Annotated in this window: 28 protein-coding genes; 14 read left to right on the top strand and 14 right to left on the bottom strand. The window is 63.5% G+C overall.

What is annotated here, in order from left to right:
- Positions 1-6: 6 nt before the first annotated feature.
- Entirely contained in the window at positions 7-600 is a 594-nt protein-coding gene (locus tag XB14_RS16405) for an ankyrin repeat domain-containing protein (protein WP_077962954.1), read from the bottom strand.
- Between the two features lie 356 nt (positions 601-956).
- Between XB14_RS16405 and XB14_RS16400 the strand changes: the two genes are divergently transcribed.
- Entirely contained in the window at positions 957-1829 is an 873-nt protein-coding gene (locus tag XB14_RS16400; protein ID WP_077962632.1) for a LysR substrate-binding domain-containing protein, read from the top strand.
- Between the two features lie 52 nt (positions 1830-1881).
- On the opposite strand, the gene XB14_RS16395 is transcribed toward XB14_RS16400, so the two are convergent.
- From XB14_RS16395 to ubiE, 5 genes are all read right to left on the bottom strand, one after another.
- Positions 1882-2661, bottom strand: coding sequence for an SDR family oxidoreductase (locus XB14_RS16395; protein ID WP_077962631.1), 780 nt, complete (start codon positions 2659-2661; stop codon positions 1882-1884).
- A 157-nt stretch (positions 2662-2818) separates the two neighbouring features.
- A complete protein-coding gene (locus tag XB14_RS16390) occupies positions 2819-3079 on the bottom strand; it encodes a hypothetical protein (RefSeq protein WP_077962630.1) in 261 nt (86 codons plus the stop codon).
- Between the two features lie 169 nt (positions 3080-3248).
- Positions 3249-3779 (bottom strand): GNAT family N-acetyltransferase, encoded by a 531-nt coding sequence (locus XB14_RS16385; RefSeq protein WP_077962629.1) that lies wholly within the window; start codon positions 3777-3779, stop codon positions 3249-3251.
- A gap of 223 nt (positions 3780-4002) precedes the next feature.
- A complete protein-coding gene (gene ubiB / locus XB14_RS16380; RefSeq protein WP_077962628.1) occupies positions 4003-5577 on the bottom strand; it encodes a 2-polyprenylphenol 6-hydroxylase in 1575 nt (524 codons plus the stop codon).
- Positions 5578-5582: 5 nt separating this feature from the next.
- Positions 5583-6359 (bottom strand): bifunctional demethylmenaquinone methyltransferase/2-methoxy-6-polyprenyl-1,4-benzoquinol methylase UbiE, encoded by a 777-nt coding sequence (gene ubiE, locus XB14_RS16375; RefSeq protein WP_077962627.1) that lies wholly within the window; start codon positions 6357-6359, stop codon positions 5583-5585.
- 172 nt (positions 6360-6531) lie between these two features.
- On the opposite strand from ubiE, the gene mutM reads away from it, so the two are divergent.
- The 4 genes from mutM to dnaA all read left to right on the top strand — a co-directional run bounded on the left by mutM (position 6532) and on the right by dnaA (position 11177).
- Entirely contained in the window at positions 6532-7413 is an 882-nt protein-coding gene (gene mutM / locus XB14_RS16370; protein ID WP_077962626.1) for a bifunctional DNA-formamidopyrimidine glycosylase/DNA-(apurinic or apyrimidinic site) lyase, read from the top strand.
- Between the two features lie 46 nt (positions 7414-7459).
- A complete protein-coding gene (locus XB14_RS16365; RefSeq protein WP_077962625.1) occupies positions 7460-8233 on the top strand; it encodes an enoyl-CoA hydratase in 774 nt (257 codons plus the stop codon).
- 190 nt (positions 8234-8423) lie between these two features.
- Positions 8424-8690: a 30S ribosomal protein S20 gene (gene rpsT, locus XB14_RS16360; RefSeq protein WP_034797494.1), complete on the top strand. Its 267-nt coding sequence runs from the start codon at positions 8424-8426 to the stop codon at positions 8688-8690.
- A gap of 1041 nt (positions 8691-9731) precedes the next feature.
- Positions 9732-11177: a chromosomal replication initiator protein DnaA gene (gene dnaA, locus XB14_RS16355; RefSeq protein WP_234804056.1), complete on the top strand. Its 1446-nt coding sequence runs from the start codon at positions 9732-9734 to the stop codon at positions 11175-11177.
- A gap of 50 nt (positions 11178-11227) precedes the next feature.
- Here the strand turns inward: dnaA and gcvA are convergent, their stop codons facing one another.
- Positions 11228-12172: a transcriptional regulator GcvA gene (gene gcvA / locus XB14_RS16350; RefSeq protein WP_077962624.1), complete on the bottom strand. Its 945-nt coding sequence runs from the start codon at positions 12170-12172 to the stop codon at positions 11228-11230.
- A gap of 134 nt (positions 12173-12306) precedes the next feature.
- Between gcvA and XB14_RS16345 the strand changes: the two genes are divergently transcribed.
- From XB14_RS16345 to XB14_RS16320, 6 genes are all read left to right on the top strand, one after another.
- Positions 12307-13266, top strand: coding sequence for a DMT family transporter (locus tag XB14_RS16345; RefSeq protein ID WP_234804055.1), 960 nt, complete (start codon positions 12307-12309; stop codon positions 13264-13266).
- A 122-nt stretch (positions 13267-13388) separates the two neighbouring features.
- Positions 13389-13763, top strand: a complete 375-nt coding sequence (locus XB14_RS16340; protein WP_077962623.1) for a YciI family protein — start codon at positions 13389-13391, stop codon at positions 13761-13763.
- Entirely contained in the window at positions 13760-15031 is a 1272-nt protein-coding gene (locus tag XB14_RS16335; protein ID WP_077962622.1) for an RNA polymerase sigma factor, read from the top strand. Before XB14_RS16340 ends, XB14_RS16335 begins: the two co-directional genes overlap by 4 nt.
- Positions 15032-15100: 69 nt before the next feature.
- Positions 15101-15514 (top strand): DoxX family protein, encoded by a 414-nt coding sequence (locus tag XB14_RS16330; RefSeq protein WP_077962621.1) that lies wholly within the window; start codon positions 15101-15103, stop codon positions 15512-15514.
- A 35-nt stretch (positions 15515-15549) separates the two neighbouring features.
- A complete protein-coding gene (locus tag XB14_RS16325) occupies positions 15550-15921 on the top strand; it encodes a DUF1801 domain-containing protein (RefSeq protein ID WP_077962620.1) in 372 nt (123 codons plus the stop codon).
- 107 nt (positions 15922-16028) lie between these two features.
- Complete coding sequence (locus XB14_RS16320) at positions 16029-16643, top strand: glutathione S-transferase family protein (RefSeq protein ID WP_077962619.1); 615 nt, start codon at positions 16029-16031, stop codon at positions 16641-16643.
- A 39-nt stretch (positions 16644-16682) separates the two neighbouring features.
- Here the strand turns inward: XB14_RS16320 and hemW are convergent, their stop codons facing one another.
- From hemW to rph, 4 genes are all read right to left on the bottom strand, one after another.
- The gene (hemW, locus tag XB14_RS16315; RefSeq protein WP_077962618.1) at positions 16683-17867 is read right to left on the bottom strand and encodes a radical SAM family heme chaperone HemW; all 1185 of its coding nucleotides are present in this window, start codon (positions 17865-17867) and stop codon (positions 16683-16685) included.
- 82 nt (positions 17868-17949) lie between these two features.
- The gene (gene rdgB, locus XB14_RS16310; protein ID WP_077962617.1) at positions 17950-18594 is read right to left on the bottom strand and encodes an RdgB/HAM1 family non-canonical purine NTP pyrophosphatase; all 645 of its coding nucleotides are present in this window, start codon (positions 18592-18594) and stop codon (positions 17950-17952) included.
- Positions 18595-18611: 17 nt separating this feature from the next.
- Entirely contained in the window at positions 18612-19031 is a 420-nt protein-coding gene (locus XB14_RS16305; protein WP_077962616.1) for a VOC family protein, read from the bottom strand.
- Positions 19032-19045: 14 nt separating this feature from the next.
- Positions 19046-19765, bottom strand: a complete 720-nt coding sequence (gene rph / locus XB14_RS16300; protein WP_077962615.1) for a ribonuclease PH — start codon at positions 19763-19765, stop codon at positions 19046-19048.
- A 262-nt stretch (positions 19766-20027) separates the two neighbouring features.
- Between rph and hrcA the strand changes: the two genes are divergently transcribed.
- Both hrcA and grpE read left to right on the top strand, forming a co-directional pair.
- Entirely contained in the window at positions 20028-21107 is a 1080-nt protein-coding gene (gene hrcA / locus XB14_RS16295; protein WP_077962614.1) for a heat-inducible transcriptional repressor HrcA, read from the top strand.
- A gap of 264 nt (positions 21108-21371) precedes the next feature.
- A complete protein-coding gene (gene grpE, locus XB14_RS16290) occupies positions 21372-21989 on the top strand; it encodes a nucleotide exchange factor GrpE (RefSeq protein WP_077962613.1) in 618 nt (205 codons plus the stop codon).
- 94 nt (positions 21990-22083) lie between these two features.
- Here the strand turns inward: grpE and XB14_RS16285 are convergent, their stop codons facing one another.
- Together XB14_RS16285 and XB14_RS16280 are read right to left on the bottom strand one after the other, a co-directional pair.
- Complete coding sequence (locus XB14_RS16285; RefSeq protein WP_077962612.1) at positions 22084-23319, bottom strand: D-arabinono-1,4-lactone oxidase; 1236 nt, start codon at positions 23317-23319, stop codon at positions 22084-22086.
- An 11-nt stretch (positions 23320-23330) separates the two neighbouring features.
- Positions 23331-24098, bottom strand: coding sequence for an SDR family NAD(P)-dependent oxidoreductase (locus tag XB14_RS16280; RefSeq protein WP_077962611.1), 768 nt, complete (start codon positions 24096-24098; stop codon positions 23331-23333).
- Positions 24099-24245: 147 nt separating this feature from the next.
- Between XB14_RS16280 and XB14_RS16275 the strand changes: the two genes are divergently transcribed.
- Positions 24246-25058, top strand: a complete 813-nt coding sequence (locus XB14_RS16275) for a helix-turn-helix transcriptional regulator (RefSeq protein WP_077962610.1) — start codon at positions 24246-24248, stop codon at positions 25056-25058.
- A gap of 44 nt (positions 25059-25102) precedes the next feature.
- Here XB14_RS16275 and ptsN read toward each other — a convergent pair whose 3' ends face one another.
- Positions 25103-25567, bottom strand: coding sequence for a PTS IIA-like nitrogen regulatory protein PtsN (gene ptsN, locus XB14_RS16270; RefSeq protein WP_077962609.1), 465 nt, complete (start codon positions 25565-25567; stop codon positions 25103-25105).
- Positions 25568-25589 lie beyond the last annotated feature (22 nt).

Genomic DNA, 25589 nt, shown 5'->3' with positions numbered 1-25589 from the left:
TTCTTTCTAGCGCGCGCCGGCGTCGGCCAGCAGCTTTTCGATCTTGCCATAGCCCCTTTGGCGCGCGTGCGTCAGCGGGCTGACGCCCTCGCCGTCGGCAAGGTTCACGTCGGCGCCGGCCGCAATCAGCAGCCGCACGATCTCGGTGTGCTTTTCGCCGCCGGTGCCGAGGATGATTGCCTCAAGCAGCGCGGTCCAGCCGAGGCGGTTGACGTGATCGACGTCGATGCCGGCTTCGATCAGCGTCTTGACGGTCTCGACATGGCCTCGCTCGGCAGCTGGGATCAGCGCGGTTCCGCCATAGCGGTTGGTGCTCTTGAGGTCGGCGCCATTGGCAAGCGTCAGCTTCAGGATGTCGAGATGTCCGCGCGCGCCGGCATAGAGATAGGGGCTGTCCTGGATCTTGTCCTTTGCGTTGACGTCGGCGCCGGCCTCGATCAGCGCGCGCGCCGCATCGACGCGGTTTTCATGGGTGGCGACGAGCAGCGCCGTCGCGCCGCTGGCGTCGCGCGCTTCGATGCTTGCGCCCTGTTGCAGCAGCGCTTTGACCTTGTCTGGATCGCCGCTCTCGGCGGCGGAGATCAGCTGGTTTTCAAGCATCGAAGCCCCCACGGTTTGAGGTGCAAGGCTGAAGGCGGCAATCGATGCGCCGATCAGCGAGCCGAAAAGTCTTGGTCGCATTTGGTCTTTCCGATCATGCAGGCCGGTCGAATGGATCGACCGATCGCAATGGTTCCGGTTAAGAGCGGACGAGGAAACCCGGAAGAGGCTCCATTCGTGCCGCTCTCGCTCACCGCGATCTCGTGCTTACTTGAGCCGATCCATGACCTTTTCAAGGGCGCAAGACACGCGTCGTCGCCGAACGTCTCCCGCGCCCGGCATGGCCCCCGTCGGCGACCATAGGCAGCGCTGCATTCATTTGGAAATTAAATGTATGAATGCTATCAAGTGGAGATATGAATGGTCAGCCTTTCGATCTGGATCTGCTGAGAGCCTTCGCGGCGGTCGCCGATTGCGGAGGGTTCACCGCTGCGGCCGGTCGGCTCAATTCCACCCAGTCAACCGTCAGCCAGAAAGTTCTGCGGCTGGAAGAGCAAGCCGGCCATAGGCTGCTCGAGCGCAGCCATCGCCAGGTCCGCCTGACGGAAGCGGGCGAGCAGTTGATCGGCTATGCGCGGCGCATGCTGGCGCTGGACGCGGAAGCGCGGCAGCTTCTCTCGGGCGCATCGGTTGCCGCGACGCTGCGCCTCGGCCTGCCCGAAGACTTTGCAGCCGGCCGCACGACCAGCACACTCGCGGCCTTTGCCCGCCGCCACGACAATGTCCGGCTCGAAGTGACGAGCGGGCTCAGCCGCGAGCTGCGGTCGCTCTACGATCGCGGCGAACTCGATATCGTTGTCGTCAAGCAGCGCCGCGGCACGGGCGATGCCGTGAAACGCTGGCAGGAAAGCTTGAGCTGGATCGACAGCGCTGCCCATCCTGTTCTTGCGCTCGATCCTCTGCCGCTCGTCGTCTTTCCGCCGCGCGGCCTCTATCGCGACGACATGGTGGCGGCACTGGATGCCTCAGGGCGACGCTGGCGTGTGAGCTACACCAGTTCCAGCCTCGCCAGCATTCAGTCGGCCGTCGCCGACGGGTTGGGCATCAGCCTGCTGCCGGCCCGCGTCGTCCACGACCGGCATCGGATAGTGGGCCCGCAGGACGGGCTGCCAATGATCGAGACGATGGAGATCGCCCTCTATTACCGGCCCGAGGAGGGCGCCCTGGTGACGTGGCTTGCCGAAGACCTCTCGGCGCTCATCGGCGATGGCAGCCAGGACGAAGCATGATTTCGCTTCCGCTGGTCACACCATGTGCCGGCGAAAAGCACCCTGAACCTTTTCAGAGCATCGAGCGGCTGAGGCCGCCGTCGACGGGCAGCGCCACGCCGGTGATGTAGCCTGCCTGGCGTCCGGCAAGGAAGGCCGCGGCCGCCCCGAATTCTGCCGGCGTGCCGTAGCGCCCGAGCGGGATCTCCTTCTGGCTGCGCGCCGCGACCGTTGCGATATCGACGCCTTCGCTTTCGGCGTCCATCCGGTCGAAGCTGAGTGTGCGGTCGGTGGCAAGCCGCCCGGGCAGAAGCAGGTTGACGGTCACGCCGTCGGCAGCGACCTCGCCAGCGAGCGTCTTCAGCCAGCCGGCGACAGCACTTCTGAGCGCGTTCGATGCGGTAAGCCCGGCAATCGGTTCGCGGATGCTGGTGGAGGCGACGGCGATGATGCGGCCGAACTGGCGTTCCCGCATGCCGGGCAACAGCCGCCCGGTGATGCGCATGCCGGCCAGCACCATGGTCTCGAATTGAGAACGCCAGAAGTCCGGTTCGATGACCGAGGCAGGCGAGGGCGGCGGTCCGCCGCCGTTGAGAACGAGAATGTCGATGGCGCCGAAATCGGCTTCGATCCGGTCAAGCAGGCCGTCGAGGCTTTCTGGCTTAGAGAGGTCGAGGGCATAGCCGCGCGCCGAGGGACCAACGTCGCTCGCTGCCTTGGCGGCTGACGCCGCGTCACGGCCGGTCAGGGCTACCAACACCCCCTCGGCGGTCAACGCCTCGGCGATGCCGCGACCCAGTCCCTTGCTGCCGCCAAGCACAAGCGCGCGTTTTCCAGCGATGCCGAGATCCATGACCGATCCTCCTCGATTGCGAACTCAAAAGCGGCTTGCGATTTGAGCTACACCAGATTTCCGCAAAGCGGAATCGAATTGACGACGGCAGATGTCGGAATACAAAAGCCCGGCCGCAAGCGGCCGGGCTCTCAAGCGCCCTCCCTCATTCTGCCGCTTAGCGGCAGATGCGGATTTTCTTGTAGTAGCGGTTGCCGTAGCTGTCGTAGCGCTTCACCGTCCTCAGGAAGCAATAGGGCTCGCCATCGTAGTAGTAGGGCCCGCCATAATAGCTGCCGACGTAGCCGACACGGCCGTTCCAGCCGTGGCCGTAATAGCCGTTGCCGAAGCCGATCGAAATGCCGCCGGCCTGCGACGGCGCGGCAAAGGAGATGGCAGCGGCGACGGCGACAGTGGCTGCGACGATGAACTTGCGCATGATGGTCTCTCCTCCGGATGGGTTGGGATGAGCCTTCGTCATCCATGGGAAGAAGATCGCACAGTGCCGATATATTCGCAGTTCCGGATGGAACAGGATACTGCCGGCGGTTGCGCTGGATCGCAATCCGCCGGCCACAGTCTGTGCCGGTTGCCGAGCCTTGCGGCCCTCAAGCGGCTTTGGGCGCCGCAGGCGCACGAATGCGGGCCATCGCGAACACGTCGGCCAGCACGCCGTTCCGGAGCGCATAGGCTCGGTGCGTGCCTTCCATCTCGAAGCCGGTCTTGCGGTAGAGCGCGATCGCGGGTTCGTTGTCCGTAAAGACCGTAAGCTCGATGCGGCTGATGCCGAGCCAGTTGTCGGCGGCGTCGATCAGGGCGGTCAGCAGCGACTTACCGATGCCTTCGCCGCGATGGTTGTCGTCGACGCTGATCCCAAGTGCTGCCGAATGCTGCCGGCGCCCCTTGCTGCGATGCAGTCCGGCCATGCCGAGAATCCGACCGGCGCGCTCGGCGACGATGACGATGCTGTCGTCCGAAAGGTTCTCCAGCCACTTGCGTGTCTGTTCCGGGGTGGCGAAGGGCTGGCGCAGCGTACCCGAGCGGATGCCCGGCTGGCTCATCAGCGCCGCGATCGCTTCGAAATCGATGACGCGGGCCGCGCGGATACTGATTTTTGAGGGATCGTTTGTCTCGGTCATTGTTTCCTCTCTTTTGCTCCGAGGAAACAGGTCCCAACCCTGCTCGCCTCGGCAGGGTTGGTTGGGGGACATTTCGCTTAACTCAGCGCAACAGGTCTCCCGCACACCCCTGGGGTATGCGTGCAAAGCACCATGACGAGGATAGAGCGATTGTCCATGCGGGCAGGATAGCAAGCGTGGGTAGAAAGACAAGCCCGCCGCGCCGCCTAAGGCGCGGGCGGGATCAGGTCACCTGCCAGGCGATATAGACGAGCGTGGCGGCGATCAGCCACAGCGCGATACGGCCGGAACGCGTGTGTTTCGCTTCCGCTTTGCCGATCGCATGCGCGGTCTCGGCATCGAAGCGCAGGCCGTTCTCGCTCATCGCCATGATCTCGCTGGAGAATTTTTCCGTGCGGGCGGCGATCTCAGGCGCGGCTTCAGCGAGACGAAGCGCCGCATGCAGACCGTCGCGGAGATCGCCGACGATGCGCTTGGGTCCGAGATTGTCGCGGATCCACTTGCCGACGACCGGCTCGGACGCCTTCCACATGTTGAAGCGTGGGTTGAGCGTGCGCGCGACCCCTTCGACCACCACCATCGTCTTCTGCAGCATGACGAGCTCCGGCCGCGTCTGCATGTCAAAGAGTTCGGTGACCTCGAAGAGCAGGGTCAAAAGCTTTGCCATCGAGATGGTCTCGGCCGGCTGACCGTGGATCGGCTCGCCGATCGCGCGGATCGCCTGGGCGAAACTCGCCGCGTCGTGATGCGACGGCACGTAGCCCGCCTCGAAATGCACGTCGGCGACCCGCTGGTAGTCGCGGGTGATGAAGCCGAACAGGATTTCGGCGAGGAACCGGCGCTCCTTCTTTCCAAGCCTGCCGACGATGCCCATGTCGACGGCGACGATATGGCCGGCATCGTCGACGAAGAGATTGCCCTGATGCATGTCGGCATGAAAGAAGCCGTCGCGCAGCGTGTGGCGCAGGAAGGACTGGATCAGCACTTCGGCTAGAAGGTTGAGGTCGTGGCCCGCCGCCTTCAGCCCCTCGATATCCGACATCTTGACGCCGTCGATCCACTCCATGGTGACGACGTCGCGCCCGGTCCGCTCCCAGTCGACCTTCGGCACGCGGAAGCCGGAATCGTCCTTGGTGTTCTCGCCAAGCTCGGAAAGGGCGGCTGCCTCCAGGCGAAGATCCATCTCGATCTTGGTCGTCTGTTCCAGCGTCTTGGTGACCTCGACCGGCTTCAGCCGTCGCGTATAAGGCAGGAAACGTTCCTGCATGTGGCTGACGAGGTACATCGCCTCGATATCGGAGGCGAAGCGCTGGCGAACGCCCGGGCGGATGACCTTGACGGCGACCTTCTCCGGGCCGCTGTCGCGCATCACGATCGCCGGATGCACCTGGGCGATCGAGGCGGCGGCCATCGGCTCGGAAAATTCGGCGTAGAGATCGTCGACCGTCCGGCCGAGCGAACCCTCGATCGCGGCCATAGCTTCCTTTTGCGGGAAGGTTGCCATGCTGTCCTGCAAAAGCGACAGGTCGGCCGCAAACTCCGCGCCGACGACGTCGGGGCGGGTTGCGAGGAACTGGCCGATCTTCACATAGGAGGGGCCGAGGCGGGCGACGGCGCGCGACAGGCGGTCGCTGCGCTCCTCGCCGGGTATCCTGCGGCGCGCCAACAGGCCGGCGGCCTTCTGGGCAAGACGGGCAAAGGGCGGCAGATGCTCTGTCGGGACGGCGGACACGACGCCTTCGCGCACGAGAACCCAGCCGATCCGCGCGAGGCGGACATATGCTCCAGGCGTGCTCATCGGGATCAGATTTTCCAGCCGGAATGCAGCGCTGCGATGCCGCCGGTGTAATTGGTAAAGGAGACGCGCGAGAACCCGGCTTCCTTGATCATCGTCGCGAAGTCCCTCTGGTTCGGAAACTTGCGGATCGATTCCACCAGATACTGGTAGGGCGCCTCGTCGCCGGTGATCAGCTTGCCGAACTTCGGGATCGCGTTGAACGACCAGGCGTCATAGAAGCGGTCGAGCAGCGGCATCTCCACTTCGGAGAATTCCAGCACCAAGAGCCGGCCGCCGCGCTTCAGCACCCGGTATGCCTCCTTCAGCGCCACGTCGATGCGCGGCACGTTGCGGATGCCGAAGGCGATCGTATAGGCGTCGAAGGAGTTTGCCTCGAAGGGCAGTTCCTCGGCATTGGCCTCGACGAAATCGAGGTTGGCGGAAAGCTTCTTCTTCTCGGCCCGTTCGGCGCCGACGGCGAGCATCGAGCCGTTGATGTCGAGCACGGTTGAATGCGCCTTGCGATCGGAGGCTTCGATGATGCGGAAGGCGATATCGCCTGTGCCGCCGGCAACGTCAAGGGTCCTGTAGTCCTCGCGGCGCGGTGGGTTCAGCGCCGCGATCATCGCATCCTTCCAGGCGCGGTGCAGGCCGGCCGACATCACGTCGTTCATGATGTCGTAGCGCTTGGCCACCTTGTGGAAGACGTCGTTGACGAGCGGCTGCTTCTCGCCCGTACCGACGTTGCGGAAACCGAAGGATGTTTCCATGCCGCCATCGGCCGATACGCGCTGATCCGTCATACGAAAAACTCCACCTGAACCAATTTTTCCGGCACCATAGCGAAAAGGCCCGTCACGCGCTATCTCGTGGGCGGGACCGCGGCTGCGGCATAGCGCACCCCTATAGGATAAGAAGGCCGCCAAGGAAATGCCAACCACCGCATCCGGTGGCTGAGATCGAAGGAGTGCATTCATGCCGGAATTGCCCGAGGTCGAAACCGTCAAGCGCGGCCTGGCGCCGACCATGGAGGGCGCGCTGCTCGTCAACGCGGAATTGCGCCGGCCGGACCTGCGGTTTCCGTTCCCGGAGAATTTTTCCTCGACCGTTGCCGGCCAGCGCATCGTCTCGCTGTCGCGCCGTGCCAAGTATCTGATGATTGATCTCGAGGCCGGCGACGTGATCATCGCCCATCTCGGCATGTCCGGTTCCTTCCGCATCGAGGCGGGGGCGACACCGGGCGCATTCCACCACCCGCGCGGCAAGGACGAGAAGCACGATCACGTCATCTTCCATCTCGCTGGCGCCGAAGGCCCCGTGCGGGTGATCTACAACGACCCGCGCCGTTTCGGCTTCATGGACCTCGCCCGGCGGGATACGGTGGCGAGCCACGCCTATTTCCGCGCGCTCGGTGAAGAGCCGACCGGAAACCTGCTTGATGCCGCCTATCTCGCTACCCGCTTTTCCGGCAAGGCGCAGCCGCTGAAGGCGGCACTGCTCGACCAGAAGAACATCGCCGGCCTCGGCAATATCTATGTCTGCGAGGCGCTGTGGCGCTCGCACCTGTCGCCGGTGAAGCCTGCCGGCGCGCTCGTCGACAAGCGCGGCAAGCCGAAGGACGGGCTGCTGCGGCTGACGGATGCGATCCGCGAGGTCATCGCCGATGCCATTGCCGCCGGCGGCTCGTCGCTGAAGGACCATATCCAGGCCGACGGCTCGCTCGGCTACTTCCAGCACTCCTTCTCCGTCTACGACCGCGAAGGAGACGCTTGCCGCACGCCCGGCTGCGACGGTACGGTCGCCCGTATCGTGCAGGCGGGGCGCTCGACCTTCTATTGTCCGCATTGCCAGAAATGAACGCCGGCCCGTTAGCGGTCTGGCGCATGAACCGGAGGAAACAGGAATGACCTACGAAACGCTGCTGGTCGAAACACGCGGCCGCGTCGGCCTGGTGACGCTTAATCGGCCGCAGGCGCTGAATGCGCTGAACTCGACCGTGATGCGCGAGCTTGCTGCAGTGCTGAAGGCCTTCGATGCCGACAAGGAGGTCGGCGCCGTGGTCTTGACCGGCTCGGAGAAGGCCTTTGCCGCCGGCGCCGACATCAAGGAGATGCAGTCGCTCGATTTCGTCGACAGCTATCTCGGCGAGTTCATCGGCGGCTGGGACCAGGTGGCAGCCGCCCGCAAACCTGTGATCGCCGCCGTCTCCGGCTATGCGCTCGGCGGCGGCTGCGAGCTCGCCATGATGTGCGACTTCATCATCGCCTCCGAGACGGCGAAGTTTGGCCAGCCGGAGATCACCCTCGGCGTCATTCCCGGCATGGGCGGCTCCCAGCGCCTGACGCGCGCCGTCGGCAAGGCGAAGGCGATGGACCTGGTCCTAACCGGCCGGATGATGGATGCGACTGAGGCCGAGCGCGCAGGACTCGTTTCGCGTGTGGTGGCTGCGGACAAATTGATGGAAGAAGCGCTGGCGGCTGCCGAGAAGATCGCATCGTTCTCGTTGCCGGCGGTAATGATGGCGAAGGAGGCGGTGAGCCGCTCGCTGGAGGTCACGCTTGCCGAAGGCCTTCGTTTCGAGCGGCGGCTTTTCCATTCGCTGTTTGCGACCGAAGACCAGAAGGAAGGCATGGCCGCCTTCGTCGCCAAGCGCAAGCCGGAGTTCAAACATCGCTAGCTCTAGGGGGAGCGCGCAGATTCCGGAAATTGCGCGTTGACGGGGCGGCCGTTTCCCGCTATACGCCGCCCTCAGTTTGGAACGCCATCCTGGGCTTTCCGGAAATACTCCCGAATTGCTTTGATGACAGGTCGCAGTGACCCGGCACGGCGAGGGCGGAGTTCATGTCAGTTTTCGAAGAGAGGCACCAATGGCCAATACAACTTCGGCGAAAAAGGCGACCCGCAAGATCGCACGCCGCACCGCAGTGAACAAGGCCCGTCGTTCGCGCGTTCGCAACTTCATCCGCAAGGTCGAGGAAGCAATCGCAACGGGCGATCAGGCAGTTGCAGCCGCTGCGCTCAAGGCAGCTCAGCCCGAGCTGATGCGCGCCGCCACCAAGGGCGTCCTGCATGCCAACACTGCATCGCGCAAGGTTTCGCGTCTTGCACAGCGCGTGAAGTCGCTTTCGGCCTAATCCGGCTAAGAAAAATCTGTTAATCGAGAGCCCGGCCCTTGCGCCGGGCTTTTCGGATTCATACTTCTGTCATCGCGATGGTTAATCTGGCGATCTTTGCTTATGTCAGTGCGATGACAAAATTAATGTAATTTTTTCAATGGCTTGCGAGAGGTCCTTATCAAAAGGATGTCTCTGGCAGGGGGTCTCTCGGGCCCATTCTGAGTCAAGCGAATTTTTATTTTTTTTCTTTTTCGCCAGCTAAGCAAAGAGCGAAAAATCAAAACCCTTGATTCAACAGGGATTCTTCACGGACTCGGAATGCGGCAAGCAAATGGCGGCGAGAGAGTCAACGGCCAGCGCTTAAGGTTGCGTAAAAATCGCGATTGATCTTGCCCAGCGATCCTGCCTAAATGCCCTCCACAGGGGACACGGACCACATCTGTAAAAGGAAGCAAAAGAGGCCATTTCCAAGAAATGGTTTCGATGTTTCTGTCCTTTGTATCAGGGCGGCTCCACGTCGTTCAATCATACAAGTCGAAGGTGAAAAACCGGATGGTTATACCACTCCGGACGAGAAACTTTCGTCCTGTGATTGTGACGGGGCGCCGAGATCTCGATGACGGGTGCAAGCGGCGCCTGGACGCGAGACGAAGATCCAACGCGCGGCTCATCGCTTCGTACGAGGGTGCGGAGAGCCGTTGACGAGGAGGAGGATCCGGGACGGTGCGGGAGCGCACCGGAGGATTGTTGACGATAGGCGCGAGGGGACATCTGCCTGCCCGAAACGGCAAGTGGATGCGCGTAGCGCGCAGCGAGGCGGGAGATGAGGAGCCCGGCTTTGTCTGCGACTGTGACGTTCGGCGAAAGCGGCATGGCCCTCATGGGCGCCGCGGGCGACGGACATAAGAGATGAGGCCGGCAGCGATGACGGCATCTGAACATGAATTGGAAGGCGGCAAAATGCAGATGAATTTGGTGACGGCGGGCGCACTTCAGAAAGAAGGAGACGCATTTCAAGCCGGAAGCAATCTATCTCAGGCGGCGGGGGAAAAATTCGACATGAGGAACGACGCACTGTTCGAGCGGGTAAGTGCGCGTCTCAAAGCTCAAGTCGGTCCGGATGTCTTTGCAAGCTGGTTCGGGCGTCTGAAGCTTCACTCCGTATCTAAGAGCGTCGTGCGCCTTTCGGTGCCGACCACGTTCCTGAAGTCCTGGATCAACAACCGTTATCTCGACCTCATCACCTCGATCTTCCAGCAGGAAGACGGCGAGATTCTGAAGGTCGAGATCCTGGTGCGCACGGCAACCCGTGGCGCCCGTCCGACCACCCAGGAAGAAACGCTGCCGCAGGCGGCAGATGCAGCTCCGGCTCAGCCGGCGCGCCGCCCGGCCGCCGCCCAGCCGGTGGCGACCGTTGCCGCGGCGACCATCGCCAGCGTGCAGAGGCCGACCCAGGCGCCGCTCTTCGGCTCGCCGCTCGACCAGCGCTACAATTTCGAGAGCTTCGTCGAGGGTTCCTCGAACCGCGTGGCGCTTGCCGCTGCCCGGACGATCGCGGAAGCCGGCGCCGGTGCGGTGCGGTTCAATCCGCTCTTCATCCATTCGAGCGTCGGCCTCGGCAAGACGCACCTCTTGCAGGCAATCGCCATCCAGGCGCTGCAGAGCGCGCGTGCACCGCGTGTCGTCTATCTGACGGCCGAATACTTCATGTGGCGTTTCGCCACCGCGATCCGCGACAACGACGCGCTGTCGCTGAAGGAGTCGCTGCGCAACATCGACCTCCTGATCATCGACGACATGCAGTTCCTGCAGGGCAAGTCGATCCAGCACGAGTTCTGCCATCTGCTGAACATGCTGCTCGATTCCGCCAAGCAGGTCGTCGTCGCCGCCGACCGCGCGCCGTGGGAGCTGGAATCGCTCGACAGCCGCGTCCGTTCGCGTCTCCAGGGCGGTGTCGCCATCGAGATGGACGGCCCGGACTACGACATGCGGCTCGAAATGCTGAAGCGTCGCCTGGACACGGCCCGTCAGGACGACGGTTCGCTCGACATTCCCGGCGAAATCCTCAGCCATGTGGCACGCAACGTGACCGCCAGCGGCCGCGAACTGGAAGGCGCCTTCAACCAGCTCCTGTTCCGCCGGTCCTTCGAGCCGCAGCTCTCGATCGAGCGCGTCGATGAACTGCTCGGTCACCTCGTCAATGCCGGCGAGCCGCGTCGTGTCCGCATCGAGGACATCCAGCGCGTTGTTGCCAAGCACTACAACGTCTCGCGCCAGGAGCTCGTCTCCAACCGTCGTACCCGCGTCATCGTCAAGCCGCGCCAGATCGCCATGTATCTGTCGAAGACGCTGACGCCGCGCTCCTTCCCGGAGATCGGCCGTCGCTTCGGCGGCCGTGACCACACGACCGTGCTGCACGCCGTGCGCAAGATCGAGGAGCTGATCTCCGGCGACACCAAGCTCAGCCATGAGATCGAGCTGCTGAAGCGCCTGATCAACGAATAGTCGATCCCGACTGTCTTAAAAAAGGGCCCGGATTCCGGGCCCTTTTTCGTTCAGCGTTGCGCTTGTGCCGCGAGCTTGTGCGGTGTCCCGGCGGCCGGATCCTCGATCGCCTGCTGGGCGCGTGCCTCCGTGATGATCCAGCTGCGGAAGGCGACGACCGGCGGCCGATCGAGCGCGGCCGGCGGATAGACGAGATGGTAGGCGAGGCCGGTCATGACGCCCTCCGGAAAGGGGGCCTCGAGCATGCCGTCTGCGAGCTCCCGCGCCACCAGGGACAGGCGAACCAGCGCCACGCCATCGCCGGCCTTGGCCGCGTCGATGGCGCCGTTGCTGTTGACGAAGACCGGTCCGCGCCCCGGATCCACCCCCTCGACCCCGGCTGCGTCCAGCCATAGCCGCCAATCCTGGCGGTGCACGTCATGCAGCAGTGCATGGCTCGCGAGATCCTCTGGCCTGTCGAGAGGCTTCTTGGCCCTGAGCGCCGGATGGATGACCGGGACCGGGTCGTCGTCGATCAGGCGTTCGCTCACAAGCCCGTCATAGCGGCCGAGCCCATGGCGGATGGCGACATCGACCCCGTCGCTGTCGAAATCCGTCAACCGGTTGGTGGTGCTGATGCGCACGTCGATGCCAGGCACCTGCAGCTCGAAGGCGCCAATGCGCGGCACCAGCCATTGGGCGGCAAAGGTGGGCGTGCAGCTTACCGTCAGCACCGGCGCACGCTTGCGCGCCGTCAGTTCCTCGGTGGCCTCGCGCATCATCCGGAAGGCGCGCCTGAGCGTCGCAAAATAGGTGCTGCCATCCTCGGTCAGCACCAGCTGTCTCGGCCGACGGTCAAACAGCGTCACCCCGAGCGTCTGCTCCAGTTCGCGCACCTGCAGGCTGACCGCGCCGGGGGTGACGTTGAGCTCGTGCGCGGCCTTCGTCACGCTCGAATGGCGCGCCGCCGCCTCGAAGGCGCGCAGCGAGGCGAGGGAGGGAAGGAATGTAGCCATGGTTTAGCCAAACTCAATCATGTGTCGAGAAATGATCGTTTGTTGGGTGCTTAATATCCTGAGAATATTGATGCAAAGTCAAGGTGGTCGAAGCCACAATGCTTTAGCTGAACAAACAAACGAGGGTTACGGTCATGGTGCAAGCAACGCAGGCCAAGGTCATGGGCGCCCGGGAATGGGGCATGTTGATCCTGCTGTCCATTCTGTGGGGCGGCTCCTTCTTCTTCATCGGCGTTGCCGTCAAGGCGCTGCCTCCGGTCACGATCGTGGCGCTCAGGGTCAGTCTCGCGGCGCTCGCGCTGCTCGCCTTCATTCGTCTGATGGGACTGTCGATGCCGCGCGATCCGCGCGTGTGGCTGGCCTTCTTCGGCATGGGGCTGCTCAACAATCTCATCCCCTTCTCGCTGATCGTCTGGGGGCAGACGCATATCGCAAGCGGCCTTGCCTCGATCCTGAACGCCACCACACCGCTTTTCGGCGTCATCGTGGCGCACCTTCTGACCGATGACGAGAAGCTGACGGCCAATCGTTTCGCCGGCGTCGTCGTCGGCTTCCTCGGCGTGGCGATGATGATCGGCCCGGCGGCGCTCGGCGGGCTTGGCTCCAACCTCTTGGCTCAGGTCGCCATTCTCGGCGCTGCCCTTTCCTACTCGCTCGCCGGCGTCTTTGCCCGTCGCTTCAAGCGCATGGGTGTCGCGCCAATCGTGACGGCAACCGGTCAGGTCTCAGCATCGAGCATCATGCTGGTGCCGCTGTCTCTGCTGATCGACCATCCCTGGACGCTTCCGATGCCCGGCTTCGACGTCTGGGCTGCGATCATCGGCATAGCGCTCATTTCCACCGCACTCGCTTACGTCCTGTTCTTCCGCATTCTCGAAACGGCCGGGGTCACCAACCTGATGCTCGTCACCTTCCTCATTCCGGTCAGCGCCATTCTGCTCGGCGCCATGTTCCTTGGCGAGACGCTGGAGCCGAAGCATTTCCTGGGCATGACGTTGATTGCGGCCGGTCTTGCGGCGATCGACGGTCGGCTTATCCGCCTCTTCCAAAGGCCGGCCGTCGACCCCACGTTAGAGTGCCGCGAAAACGTCTGAGCGTTTCCATCCACACGTATTGCGGGCCGGTAGGCGAGAGCACTACCGGCCATGTTTTTTTCATCCGGGTTGTCGGCTATTCCTTGCCGCCACCGTCTTTATTTCAGGAGCAGGAGAGTTCCATGCTTTACGCCGTGTTTTGCTACAATAACGAAAATGTCACCAACACCTGGAGCAAGGAGGAGGACGAAAGAGTGATGCGTGACATGGCGGCAGTCGAGCGCAAATATGCCGAAGCCGGCAAACTCGGGCCGATCGCCCGGCTGATGCCGACGATCTCGGCGACGACGCTTCGGCACAGCCATGCCGAGACCATCATCACCGACGGCCCTTTTGCCGAAACCAAGGAGCAACTGCTCGGTTTTTTCGTGATCGATTGTGTGTCTCTCGACGAGGCGCTCGAATTTGCCCGTGACCTCGGCACTGCCAACCCATCGGCCGGCTCCTACGAAATCCGCCCCCTTGCCATCTACAAACCCAGTGAGCTTGCTTCATGACAGACACAGCCTGGATAGACCTCGCACTCGTTTCGGCCCGGCCGCAGGCTGTGGGCGCGCTGTTGCGCTATTTCCGCAACCTCGACACCGCCGAAGAAGCGTTTCAGGAGGCCTGTATCCGGGCTTTGAAAACCTGGCCGAAGAGTGGCCCGCCGCGCGACCCCGCCGCCTGGCTGATCTTCGTCGGCCGCAACAGCGGCATCGACAAGGTCCGCCGCCACTCCCGCGAGACGACGCTGCCGCCGGAGGAGATTCTCTCCGACCTCGAGGATCGGGAGGGCGCGCTCGCCGACCAGCTCGACGGCTCCCATTATCGTGACGACATTCTTCGCCTGCTGTTCGTGTGCAGCAATCCGGCACTGCCGGCAACGCAGCAGATCGCGCTGGCGCTTCGCATCGTTTCGGGCCTTTCGGTCAAGCAGATCGCCCGCGCCTTCCTGGTCAGCGAGGCGGCGATGGAACAGCGCATCACTCGTGCGAAGTCGCGGGTCGCGGCCGCCGGTCTTGCCTTCGAGACGCCCGACGCGGCTGACCGCGCCGACCGGCTCGCCGCCGTCGCGACGATGATCTACCTCGTGTTCAACGAGGGCTATTCGGCGATGAACGGCCCGGAAAGCGTATCGGCCGACCTGTGCCAGGAGGCGATCCGGCTCGGACGCCTGCTGCTGCAGCTCTTTCCGGCCGAGCCCGAGATCATGGGGCTGACGGCGCTCATGATGATCCAGCATTCGCGGGCGCGCGCCCGCTTCGACGCGGATGGCGCCGTCATCCTGCTTGAAGACCAGGACCGCAGCCTGTGGGATCGTCCGTTGATCGACGAGGCACTGGCCCTGATCGACAAGGCAATGCGCCACCGTCAGCCGGGCGCCTACCAGATTCAGGCGGCGATCGCCGCGCTGCACGCCCGTGCCGAGCGCGCCGAAGAGACCGATTGGGCGCAGATCGACCTGCTCTACCAGGCGCTCGAACGATTGCAGCCCTCTCCGGTGATCACGCTCAACCGCGCCGTGGCGGTTTCGAAGCGCCAGGGGCCCGAAGCCGCACTCGCAATGATCGCGCCCTTGGCCGAAAAGCTGTCCGGTTATTTCTATTTCCATGGCCTGAGCGGCCACCTGCTGAAGCAGCTCGGCAAAGTCCGCGAGGCGCGCGTCGCCTTCGACCATGCGATCGCGCTTGCCACCAATGCGGCCGAATGCGCCTACATCCGCATGCAACTCGACAAGCTCGATGAAGCGCCGAGCATCGAGCTTTCCGAAAGAAAAATCTGACGGCCTCTGTCGGGATCCCTCACGCGACTTCGTCCTTGGATCGACAACGGAATCCAAGGAGAGATATCCATGAACACCAGCCTTGCTCTGCCCGCCCCAACGGCAAAGTCGATCATCCTCGGCCGCTTTCTCAGCGGCGTGCTTGTCGCCTTCCTGGTCTTCGATGCCGTCATCAAGCTCGTGCCGCTTGCCGTCGTCACCGAAACCATGGTCGCGCTCGGCTATCCCGCCGATCAGGGCCTTGCGCGGTTTCTCGGCATTCTCACCTTGCTGTGCACGGTGCTTTACGTGATCCCGCGAACCTCGATCCTCGGCGCCATTCTGCTCACGGGCTATCTCGGGGGCGCCATGGCAACGCATCTAAGGGCCGGCAGCCCGCTTTTCACCCATCTGCTCTTCGGCTTCTATCTGGGTGTGATCGCCTGGGGCGGTCTGTGGCTTAGAGACCCGCGGCTGCGCGCGCTCATCCCGTTCAAGAACTGACGCCTGCCTTGCAACCGAACAAGTGAAAGCCGATCATGACCAAGACTTTCGATGACTACATTGCCGGCCTGTCCGGTGTTCCGGCCGATGTGGCGAAGCGCCTGCACGGTGCCCTCATGGCCGCAGGCGGGCTCACCGACGGCGTCAAATGGGGCCACCCCATCTATGAAGCCGGCGGTGCAGTCTGCCTTTTGAAGGGGGCCAAGGATCACGTCACCTTCGGCTTCTGGCGCGGCGCCGAGATGCTCGATCTCGACGCTCGCCTGGAGAAGGGCGGCGGCAAAGGCGACATTGCCTACATTCGCCTGCGCTCCACCGATGAGGTGGATGACGCTCAGGTCGCGCGGCTCGTCACCAGGGGCATCGAGCTCAACCGGCTGAAGGGTAATCCGATGAAGGCGGCCTAGACGAAACAAACTTGCAGTGCGGCCGCTGAAACAGAGCGCATTTATCGGTCGCAATGCAATATCTCTTCACGGGAACAGGAATTCACGCCAGATCCCGCGAGGCAGCCATGATCCTCTACTACCAGACCCATTCCCCTTTCGCCCGCAAGGCGCTCGTCTTTGCCCATGAGGCCGGTCTTGCCGATCAACTGCAGGTCATCCACCACGAGACCAGCCCGACCCGGCGCAACGACGAGGTCTATGCCGAAAATCCGCTCGGCAAAGTGCCGGTTCTGTTGCGCGCGGGGGAGGAGCCGATCTTCGACAGCGATGTCATCTGCGCCTATCTCGACACACTGCATGCGGGACGCAAGCTGATCCCTGAAACCGGCGAACCGCGCTGGCGGGCGCTGAGGCTGCAGTCGGTGGCGCAGGTTCTGGCCCAGACCGGCATCGGCCTGCGCTGGGAGCGGGAGCGCCGGCCGGAGCATCTGCGTTATCCGGCGCTTGCGGACGGCTACGAGGAGAAGATCGAGGCGACCTATGATTGGCTGGAGCGAACGCTGGAGCCGAGCGTCCCTGTCGATATCGGTCAGATCGCGCTCGCCACGGCGCTTTCTTGGATGGCTTTTCGCGACCTGCCGTCGTTCCGCGGCCGGTCGTCTCTCACCCGTTGGTTCGATGCCTTCGAGGAGCGGCCGTCGATGCGGGCGACGCCTCTGTCAGGTGAAACGTTCGATTGAGCCTGTAGCCGGCGAACGCCAACCCAAGACCCGTTCGCCTCAGGGGCAGGCGAGATCGGCGACCACCGCGTCGAGGATCAGCATGCCGGCCGGCGTGCAGCGCAGGCGCGAATTGCCGAGCCGCTCGATGAAGCCGTGGTCGATCAGGAACTGCTCGCGCTCCGGGTCCGGGTCGCGACCCGACAGGGTCTGCCAGCGGGCGAGGTCGACGCCTTCCTTGAGGCGCAGACCCATCAGCAGCAACTCGTCGGACTGCGCCTCGAGATCGAGGGATTCCCGCTCGATCATGCCGTGACCATGGGTCTCGACCAGGCGCAGCCATTCCTCGGGCTTGCGCTCCGTGGAGGTCGCGATCTTGCCGTTGCCGATACCGAGGCGCCCGTGCGCACCGGGGCCAATGCCCGCATAGTCGCCATAGCGCCAATAGGTGAGGTTGTGTCGGCTTTCGGCACCCGGGCGGGCGTGGTTTGAAACCTCATAGGCCGGCATACCGATGGCGGCGGTAATCTCCTGCGTCGCCTCGTAGAGCACGGCCGATTGCTCGCCATCCGGAACGATCAGCTTGCCGGCCTTGTGCAGGCCGTAGAAGGGTGTGCCCTCCTCGATCGTCAGCTGGTAGAGCGACAGGTGGTCGACCGCATAGGAGACGGCCTCCTTCAATTCGCGCTCCCATTCCTCGACCGTCTGGTTCGGGCGGGCGTAGATCAGGTCGAAGGACATGCGCGGGAAGATCTCGCGCGCCAGCCGGATTGCCTTCAACGCGTCCTCGACATTGTGCAGCCGTCCGAGGAACTTGAGGTCCCGGTCGTTCAGCGCCTGGACGCCGAGCGAGACGCGGTTGACGCCCGCGGCGCGGTAGCCGTGGAAGCGCGTCGCCTCGACGCTCGACGGGTTCGCCTCCATGGTGATCTCGATGCCATCAGGCACGTGCCAATGCCGGGCGATGCCCTGGAGGATCGCATCGACCGTCGAAGGCTCCATCAAGGAGGGGGTGCCGCCACCCATGAAGATGCTGGTGACGGTGCGCGGGCCGGAGAGCTCGCGGACTTCTTCCATCTCCTTCAGGAAGGCAGCGACGAAACGGGGCTGGTCCACCGGCTGGTGGCGCACATGGCTGTTGAAGTCGCAATAGGGGCATTTGGCCGCGCAGAACGGCCAATGCACATAGACCCCGAAACCGGGGTCCATGCCGTCACCGATCGCCGAAAGCGTGGCAGTCTGCATTATTGCGTCTCTCATGGTCACTTTCAGTAGGAAGCCGGATGCGGGCGGAAAACCGCTCACACTTTTCCTCATCCCGCTCCGATCAGGCTCCGAGGCAGGTCTCGGCAAAGATCTTGAAGGCGCGGGCGCGATGCGACAGGGCCTCGGCGTCGCCCGGCTTCCAGCCATGCTTCTCGTCGGCACTCATCTCGCCGAAGGTGGTGTCGTAGCCTTTCGGCTGGAACACCGGATCATAGCCGAAACCCTGGCCGCCGCGGGGCGGCCAGACGACGAAGCCTTCGACTTCGCCGCGGAACAGCTCCACATGGCCATCCGGCCAGGCGAGGCAGAGCACCGAGACGAAGCGCGCGGTGCGCTCGCAAGGCGTCGTCGCGCCTTTGTCCTGCAGTGCGTCTTCGACCTTCTGCATGGCCATGGCGAAGTCGCGGCTGCCGTCCTCGCGCTCGGCCCAGTTGGCGGTATAGACGCCGGGCGCGCCACCGAGTGCATCGATCGCGAGGCCAGAATCGTCGGACAGCGCCGGCAGGCCGGAGGCTTTGGCCGAGGCGAGCGCCTTGATTGTCGCGTTTTCCTCGAAGGTGGTTCCAGTTTCATCCGGCTCGATGAAATTGAGGTCTGCCGCCGACTTCGCCTCGAAGCCGAGCGGGCCGATGAGATCGCGGATCTCGCGGATCTTGCCGGCATTGTGGCTGGCGACGATCAGCGTCTTGTTATCCAGTTTGCGCATGGTGTCTCGTTTCGTGTTCATTCGATGGACCACAGGCCCGGTTCCGCGCATTCAAGGCTGTTGCCGGCCGGGTCGCGGAAGTAAAAGGACCGCGCCCCGTTCGGCCAGCGAAGATCGCTTTCGATCTCGATACCGGCTGTTTCGAGCTTCGCTTTCCAGGCGTCGAGCGCCTCGGCCGCTACCCGAAAGCACATATGTCCCCGGCCGGTCGTGCCATGCGGCGGTACCGGCAGGGCTGCGTCCGGCGCCGGCGGTTTCAGCGTTTCGGCCGGATTGAAGATCAAAAGCACGCCCTGGCCGCAGCGGAAGAACACGTGCCGGTTTGCGGCGCGGGTGATCCGCTCAAGGCCGAGAATGCCGCCGTAGAAGGCCTCGGCGGCATCGAGATCGCCTACGTAAAGCGCGGTCTCGAGAATGCCTTCCAGCGCCGGGGCCATGTCGGTTCCTTTCGTCAGCCGGCGATCGCCTGCTTCTGCAGCGCGACCAGCTCGGCGATGCCGTTCTTGGCAAGGCCCATCAGGCTTGCGAATTCCTCTTCGGAGAACGGCTTGCCTTCGGCCGTGCCCTGGATCTCGACGATCCCGCCAGAGCCGGTCATGACGAAGTTGGCGTCGGTTTCGGCAGCGGAATCTTCCAGGTAGTCGAGGTCGATCACCGACTGGTTGGCGAAGATGCCGCAGGAAATGGCGGCGACATGATCCTTCAGGACCTTCTCGACCTTCACCATGTTGCGGGCTTCCATCCACTTCAGGCAGTCGTGGAGCGCGATCCAGGCGCCGGTGATCGACGCCGTGCGCGTGCCGCCATCGGCCTGGATGACGTCGCAGTCGATCGAGATCTGGCGTTCGCCGAGCGCCGGCAGATCGACGACCGAACGCAGCGACCGGCCGATCAGGCGCTGGATTTCCTGGGTGCGGCCGCTCTGCTTGCCGTTGGCGGCCTCGCGCTTCATGCGCTCGCCGGTGGCGCGCGGCAGCATGCCGTATTCCGCCGTCACCCAGCCCTTGCCGCCGTTGCGCAGCCAGCCCGGAACTTTTTCCTCAAGGCTGGCGGTGCACAGCACATGCGTGTCGCCGAACCGCACCAGACAGGAGCCTTCCGCGTGCTTGGAAAAATTGCGCTCGAAGGAAACCTTGCGCATTTGATTGGTTTTTCTGCCGGATGGCCGCATCGTCAACTCCTATCGTATCTCGTCAGCCTTCTACTGCATAATTCCCTAAATCGAAATCGATTTAGGGACAAAATTATGCAGCAGTTTAAGGCGCTGCAGCGACCTTTGGGGCGTCCAAGGACGCGCGGCGCTGCAGAGCATGGCAGAGGTAAAGGGAACCAGTGGAAAGCAAGGCAATCGACCGCTTTTTCCCTTTTGCCATCGGGCGGCAGGGACACTATATTCCGGCCACGGCAGGATGTGCCTGCATATGTGGAGTGACATGGTACTGCGCAATCCCGGAGCAAAGGAAATCGCTGCGGCGCTCGACGAGCGCTCGGGCGAAATTTTCCGTCGCATCGTGGAGACCTATCTGACGAGCGGCGAGCCGCTCGGCTCGCGCAATCTGTCGCGGCTTCTGCCGATGGCGCTGTCGCCCGCCTCCGTGCGCAACGTGATGAGCGACCTCGAAGATCTCGGCCTCATCTATTCGCCGCATGTCAGCGCCGGCCGCCTGCCGACCCAGACGGGCCTGCGCTTCTTCGTCGACGCCTTCATGCAGGTCGGCAACCTCTCGCCCGAAGATCGTGCCTCGATCGACCGGCACGTGCGGCGCGACGATCATACCCAGCCGGTCGATGCGCTTTTGACCGAAGCGAGCCAGATGTTGTCCGGCATGTCGCGCGGTGCAGGGCTTGTCATCACCGCCAAGGCCGACCCGGTCTTGAAGCATGTCGAATTCATCCGTCTGGCGCCGACCAAGGCATTGGCCGTGCTCGTCGGCGAACATGACCAGGTGGAAAACCGCATCATCGAGCTGCCGGCCGGCGTTACCAGTTCGCAGCTCACGGAGGCGGCAAACTTCCTCAACGCGCATCTCGCCGGTCAGACGATCGCCGAAGTCAGGGCACAGCTCGAAAAGGTGAAATTGACGGTGCGCGGCGAGCTCGACGCGCTGTCGCAGGATCTCGTCGAGCGCGGTCTTGCCATCTGGTCGGGCAACGAGGGCGACGAGAAGCCGGCGCGGTTGATCGTGCGCGGCCGCGCCAACCTGCTCGAAGGCCTCGAAGGCGCCGAGGACATCGATAGGCTCAGAATGCTGTTCGACGACCTCGAAAAGAAGGACAGCATGATCGAGCTGCTCGATCTTGCCGAAAGCGGCCCGGGGGTGAGGATCTTCATCGGCTCGGAAAACAAGCTGTTCTCGCTTTCCGGCTCGTCATTGATCGTCGCGCCCTATCGCGATGGCGAAGACCGCATCGTCGGTGCCGTGGGTGTCATCGGTCCGACGCGGCTCAATTACTCCCGCATCGTCCCCATGGTCGACTATACCGCGCAGCTGATGTCGCGGCTTTCCCGCTAAAGGCGCGCTTTTGTCGCTGCGTGTCGCCTTAAATCGATCTCGATCAAGGGCAAAGACATGCAGCAAATCAAAGTGCTGCAGCGATCTTTGCGCGACTGATAAGACGCGCGGCGCAGCAGGAGCGCGATTGGACCCTTGATTTTTCGGCCCCAAACCTCGATATCGGCTTCAAATCCTGTCCCTGAGCATTTTTGCTGAAACGCAGGCTCGCGCTTGCGGCGCGGAAATGCGAAGGACAATAGAGACGACACTGCGGAGAACGTCATGACCGACGATACGAACAAGCACGGACCCGAGGCCACCGACGAGGTATTCGACGCCGCGCCGGACGCTGCCGAGGCTGCCGAAGCAGCAGCCGTTGCCGAGCCCGATCCGTTGGAACTCGCCCGGGCCGAAAGCGCCGAGCTGCGCGACAAGTACCTTCGGCTTGCGGCCGAAATGGACAACCTGCGCCGTCGCACCGAGCGCGACGTCAAGGACGCCAAGTCCTATTCGGTTGCCGGCTTTGCCCGCGACATGCTGGCGGTATCCGACAACCTGCGCCGCGCGCTCGACGCCATTCCGGCGGAAGCCAAGGAAGCCGGTGAGGCCGGCCTCAACGCGCTGATCGAGGGCGTGGAAATGACCGAGCGTTCGATGCTGTCGGCGCTCGAGCGCCACGGCGTCAAGAAGCTGGAGCCGGAAGGCCAGAGGTTCGATCCGAACTTCCACCAGGCCATGTTCGAGATCCCGAATGCGGACGTTCCGAACAACACGGTGCTGCAGGTCGTCCAGGCCGGCTACACCATCGGCGACCGCGTTCTGCGCCCGGCCATGGTCGGCGTCTCCAAGGGTGGCCCCAAGGTCGTTGCTGGCGAAAACGGCGACGCGCCGACCGCCTGATCCTGACGGTCAGAGTTATAAAGAACGCCGCGCGACCATCGCGCGGCGTTTTTGTTTGGGCTGAGCGCAGCGGCGGGCGCTTGGTTGGCTGGCGCTATCCGAAGAGCTGCTGCAGGTGATCGTTGAGGAAACGTCCCTCCGGATCGACCCTGGCCCGGAGCGCCCGGAAATCGCCCGCGCGAGGGTAGAGCGCCGTCACATCCTCGGCGCCGAGGAAATGCAGCTTGCCCCAGTGCGGCCGCGAGCCGTATTGCCGGAGGATCGTGTCGACGTCCTTCAGGTATTCCCAGTAGTCGGTGCCCGGTTCGCCCGAGACCGAAAGCGTGATCGAATCCTGCTCGAAGAAGGGGCTGATCCAGCCGGTGTCGCCGGCAGTGAAGCGATATTCGATCGGGTAGATGCAGGTCGGGTGCTTTTCCAGCATCAGCTTGCGCACTGCCTTTACCGCTTCCTTGCCGTGGGCGACAGGCACCGCATATTCGAGCTCGTGGAAGTTCGGCACGTACTCGATCGGGTAGATCTCCGAGGAATAGGCGATCTTCTCGAACCCGCGCTCCATCGGCGCTTCCTCGGTGATGTCGATCACCTTCATCTCGCAGACGTCGGAGGTCTTGTCCGTGGTCGACACCGAGGCCGTGTCCGGCAGGCAGTAGCAGTGGCGGCTCTCCGGAACCGGGCACCAGAAGAAACCGAAATGGCGGTGCTTGGCGGCAAGCTCGTCGTGCTGTTCGATCATTTCGTCGAAGGTGCAGCGCCAGAGCTTTTCATGGAGATTGTAGCTGTCCATCGCCTGTAATGTGATCTCCGAGATCACGCCGAGCATGCCGACCGAGACGCGCGCCGCCTCCAGCAGATCCGGCGTGGTCTCGTCGACCACGAGGATGCTGCCGTCGGGCTGCACGAGGCGCATGCCGACGATCTGCGAGGCCATGTTGCCGAGCCTGGCGCCGGTGCCATGTGTGCCGGTCGTCAGCGCGCCGGCTAGCGCCTGGCTGTCGATATCGCCTTGGTTGATCAGCGACAGGCCGTTCTCCTTCAGCACCTTGCCGAGCTGGTTGATGGTGGTGCCGGCCTTGACCGCCACGCGCTTGCGGGTGCTGTCGATGTTGACGACGCCCTGCATGCTCGAGAGTGTCAGCTGCAGACCGCTGGTCAGCGCCACCGGCGTGAACGAATGACCGGAGCCGGCGCAGCGGACGTTCAGCCCCTGCGATGTCGCCTCGCGGACCATCTGTGCGAGCGCCGCCTCGCTGTCGGGCGCGCCGCGATGGCGCACGATGCATGATTGGTTTCCGACCCAGTTGCGCCAGTGGCCACCTGCCTGAAGCATTCTCCCCTCCCTCAAACCGCGGTGAAGCAATTGTCGACGAACAGATGCGTGCCGTTGATGAAGCTCGCCTCGTCACTCGCCAGAAACAATGCCGCGTTCGCCACTTCCTTCGGATCGCACATGCGGCCCTGCTGTGCGGCAATCGCCGCTTCCGAAACGTCGACGCCGTATTTGCTGAGCCCGACGAGCTCGCGCTTGCCGTGATCGGTGGCGATGAAGCCCGGGCAGACGGCGTTGCAGCGGATGCCGCGGTCGCGGAACTCGACGGCGATGGCGCGCGCGAACATGTGGCAGGCGCCCTTGGTGGTGTCGTAGAGCACCTCCATCGGCGTTGCCGCGACCGCCGAAATCGACGAGGTGCAGACGATGCTGCCGCCGCCGGCTGCAAGCATGCCCGGAAGCACCGCCTTGGTCATCAGGAACATGCTGCGCACATTGACCGCCATCAGCCGGTCCCACTCGTCCTCCTCCGTTTCGAGAAACGGACCGACGGCGAGGATGCCGGCATGGTTGAAGAGCACGGTGATAGCGCCGAAGGCCGCTTCGACCGCCTTGACGGCGGACGTCACCTCTGCGGAGACAGAGACGTCGGCCGGGGCAAAGATCGCCTCGCCACCCTTGGCGCGGATCGCTGCGGCGACCTCTTCGCCCTTGCTGCGCGGCAGGTCGACAATGCCGACCTTGGCGCCCTCCCGCGCAAACAGTTCGGAGGCGGCAAGGCCGCAGCCTCCCGCGCCGCCGCTGATCAGCGCCACCTTGCCTGAAAGCCTGCCTGCCATCGTAATCCTCCCCTTGCGTATCCTTAGCAACGGCGCCGATGACGACCCGCGACGGATCCGGTTCTCACTCCCCGGGAATTATTGTTGACGAGTGAGGGGCTGTCGATATCCCATGGGGGATACGTAGGGTTGGGGGATGACAAGGGAATGCTCGCAAGCGAGTCTGCCGATATCTCGGCGATGATCGGCCTGATCGGCACGGAGGATTTCGGCCGAGCGCTCGACCGGATGCTCCGATCGGTCACCGGCTTCGATCTCTCGGTCGCGTTTGCCTATCCTTACGATGCAAGGCCGATCGTCCTGCATGACGGCTATACGGCCAAGGTGTCGGCAAGTGCGCTTTCCGCCTATCTCGGCGGCGCCTATCTGCTCGATCCCTTTTACGTCGCCTGTTGTGCCGGCCAGCCGGCAGGGCTCTGGCGAATGCGCGAACTCGCGCCGGACCAGTTCTTCCTGTCCGACTTCTCGTCGTCGGCGGAAGTGCATCCCTGCGTGTCGATGGAAAAGGGCGTTCTCGTCGAGGAGGTGGGCTTCGTCATCCCGCTCGATGCCGGCCTGCAGGCGACCTACTCGCTGATGCGCGGCCGCGGCGGCGAACCTTTCAGTGAGACCGAGCTGGCCCGGCTGCGCGTCTACGAGCCGATCGTGCGCGAGGCCATCAGGTCGAATTGGCGCCAGCAGGGCCGGACGATTGTGCCGCCGCCATCCGAAGAGGGTGACGATGCTATGGAGGCAGCGTTCGACAGCCTGTGTTCGGATCGGCTAACCAAGCAGCAACGCAACATCGTGCGCCTGATCCTCAGGGGGCACAGCAACCTGTCGATCGGCAAGGTGATGAGCATCGCCGAGGGCACCGTGCGCATCCACCGCAAGAACATCTACCGCCGGCTCGGCATTTCGAGCCAGGGCGCTTTGTTCCGGATTTTCATTGATCATTTGAACGGGCGCCAGCTCTACTGACGGTGGGCATGCGCGTCCTTTCGGACGCGCGCCATTCGCCACTCTCAGGCCGCGTGCGAGGTCGCGTCGTCGTCGAGCAGCGTGTAGATCGCGCTGGCGGAATCGCTCGAGCGGATCTTGGCGACCATGTCCTGGTCGCGAAGCACGCGGGCAATGCGCGACAGCGCCTTGAGGTGATCCGCGCCGGCGCCCTCGGGAGCAAGCAGCAGGAACACGAGATCGACCGGCTGGTCGTCGAGCGCCTCGAAATCGACAGGCGCATCGAGGCGCGCAAAGATGCCGATGATCGAGGGAAGATTGTTGAGCTTGCCGTGCGGGATGGCGATGCCGTTGCCGACGCCGGTGGAGCCGAGGCGCTCGCGCTGCAGGATCACGTCGAAGATTTCACGCTCGGGGAGCCCGGTGATCTTTGATGCTTTTGCCGCCAATTCCTGGAGGAGCTGTTTTTTCGAGTTGGCCCTCATGGCCGGGATGATCGCATTTTGATGCAGTAGACCTGCCAATGCCATTCTTTTGTCCTCGTTCGCCGGT

This window comes from Ensifer adhaerens (genome assembly GCF_002007205.1).
GTDB classification, from domain to species: domain Bacteria; phylum Pseudomonadota; class Alphaproteobacteria; order Rhizobiales; family Rhizobiaceae; genus Ensifer; species Ensifer adhaerens_D.
This window is presented reverse-complemented; position numbering and strand designations above follow the sequence as displayed.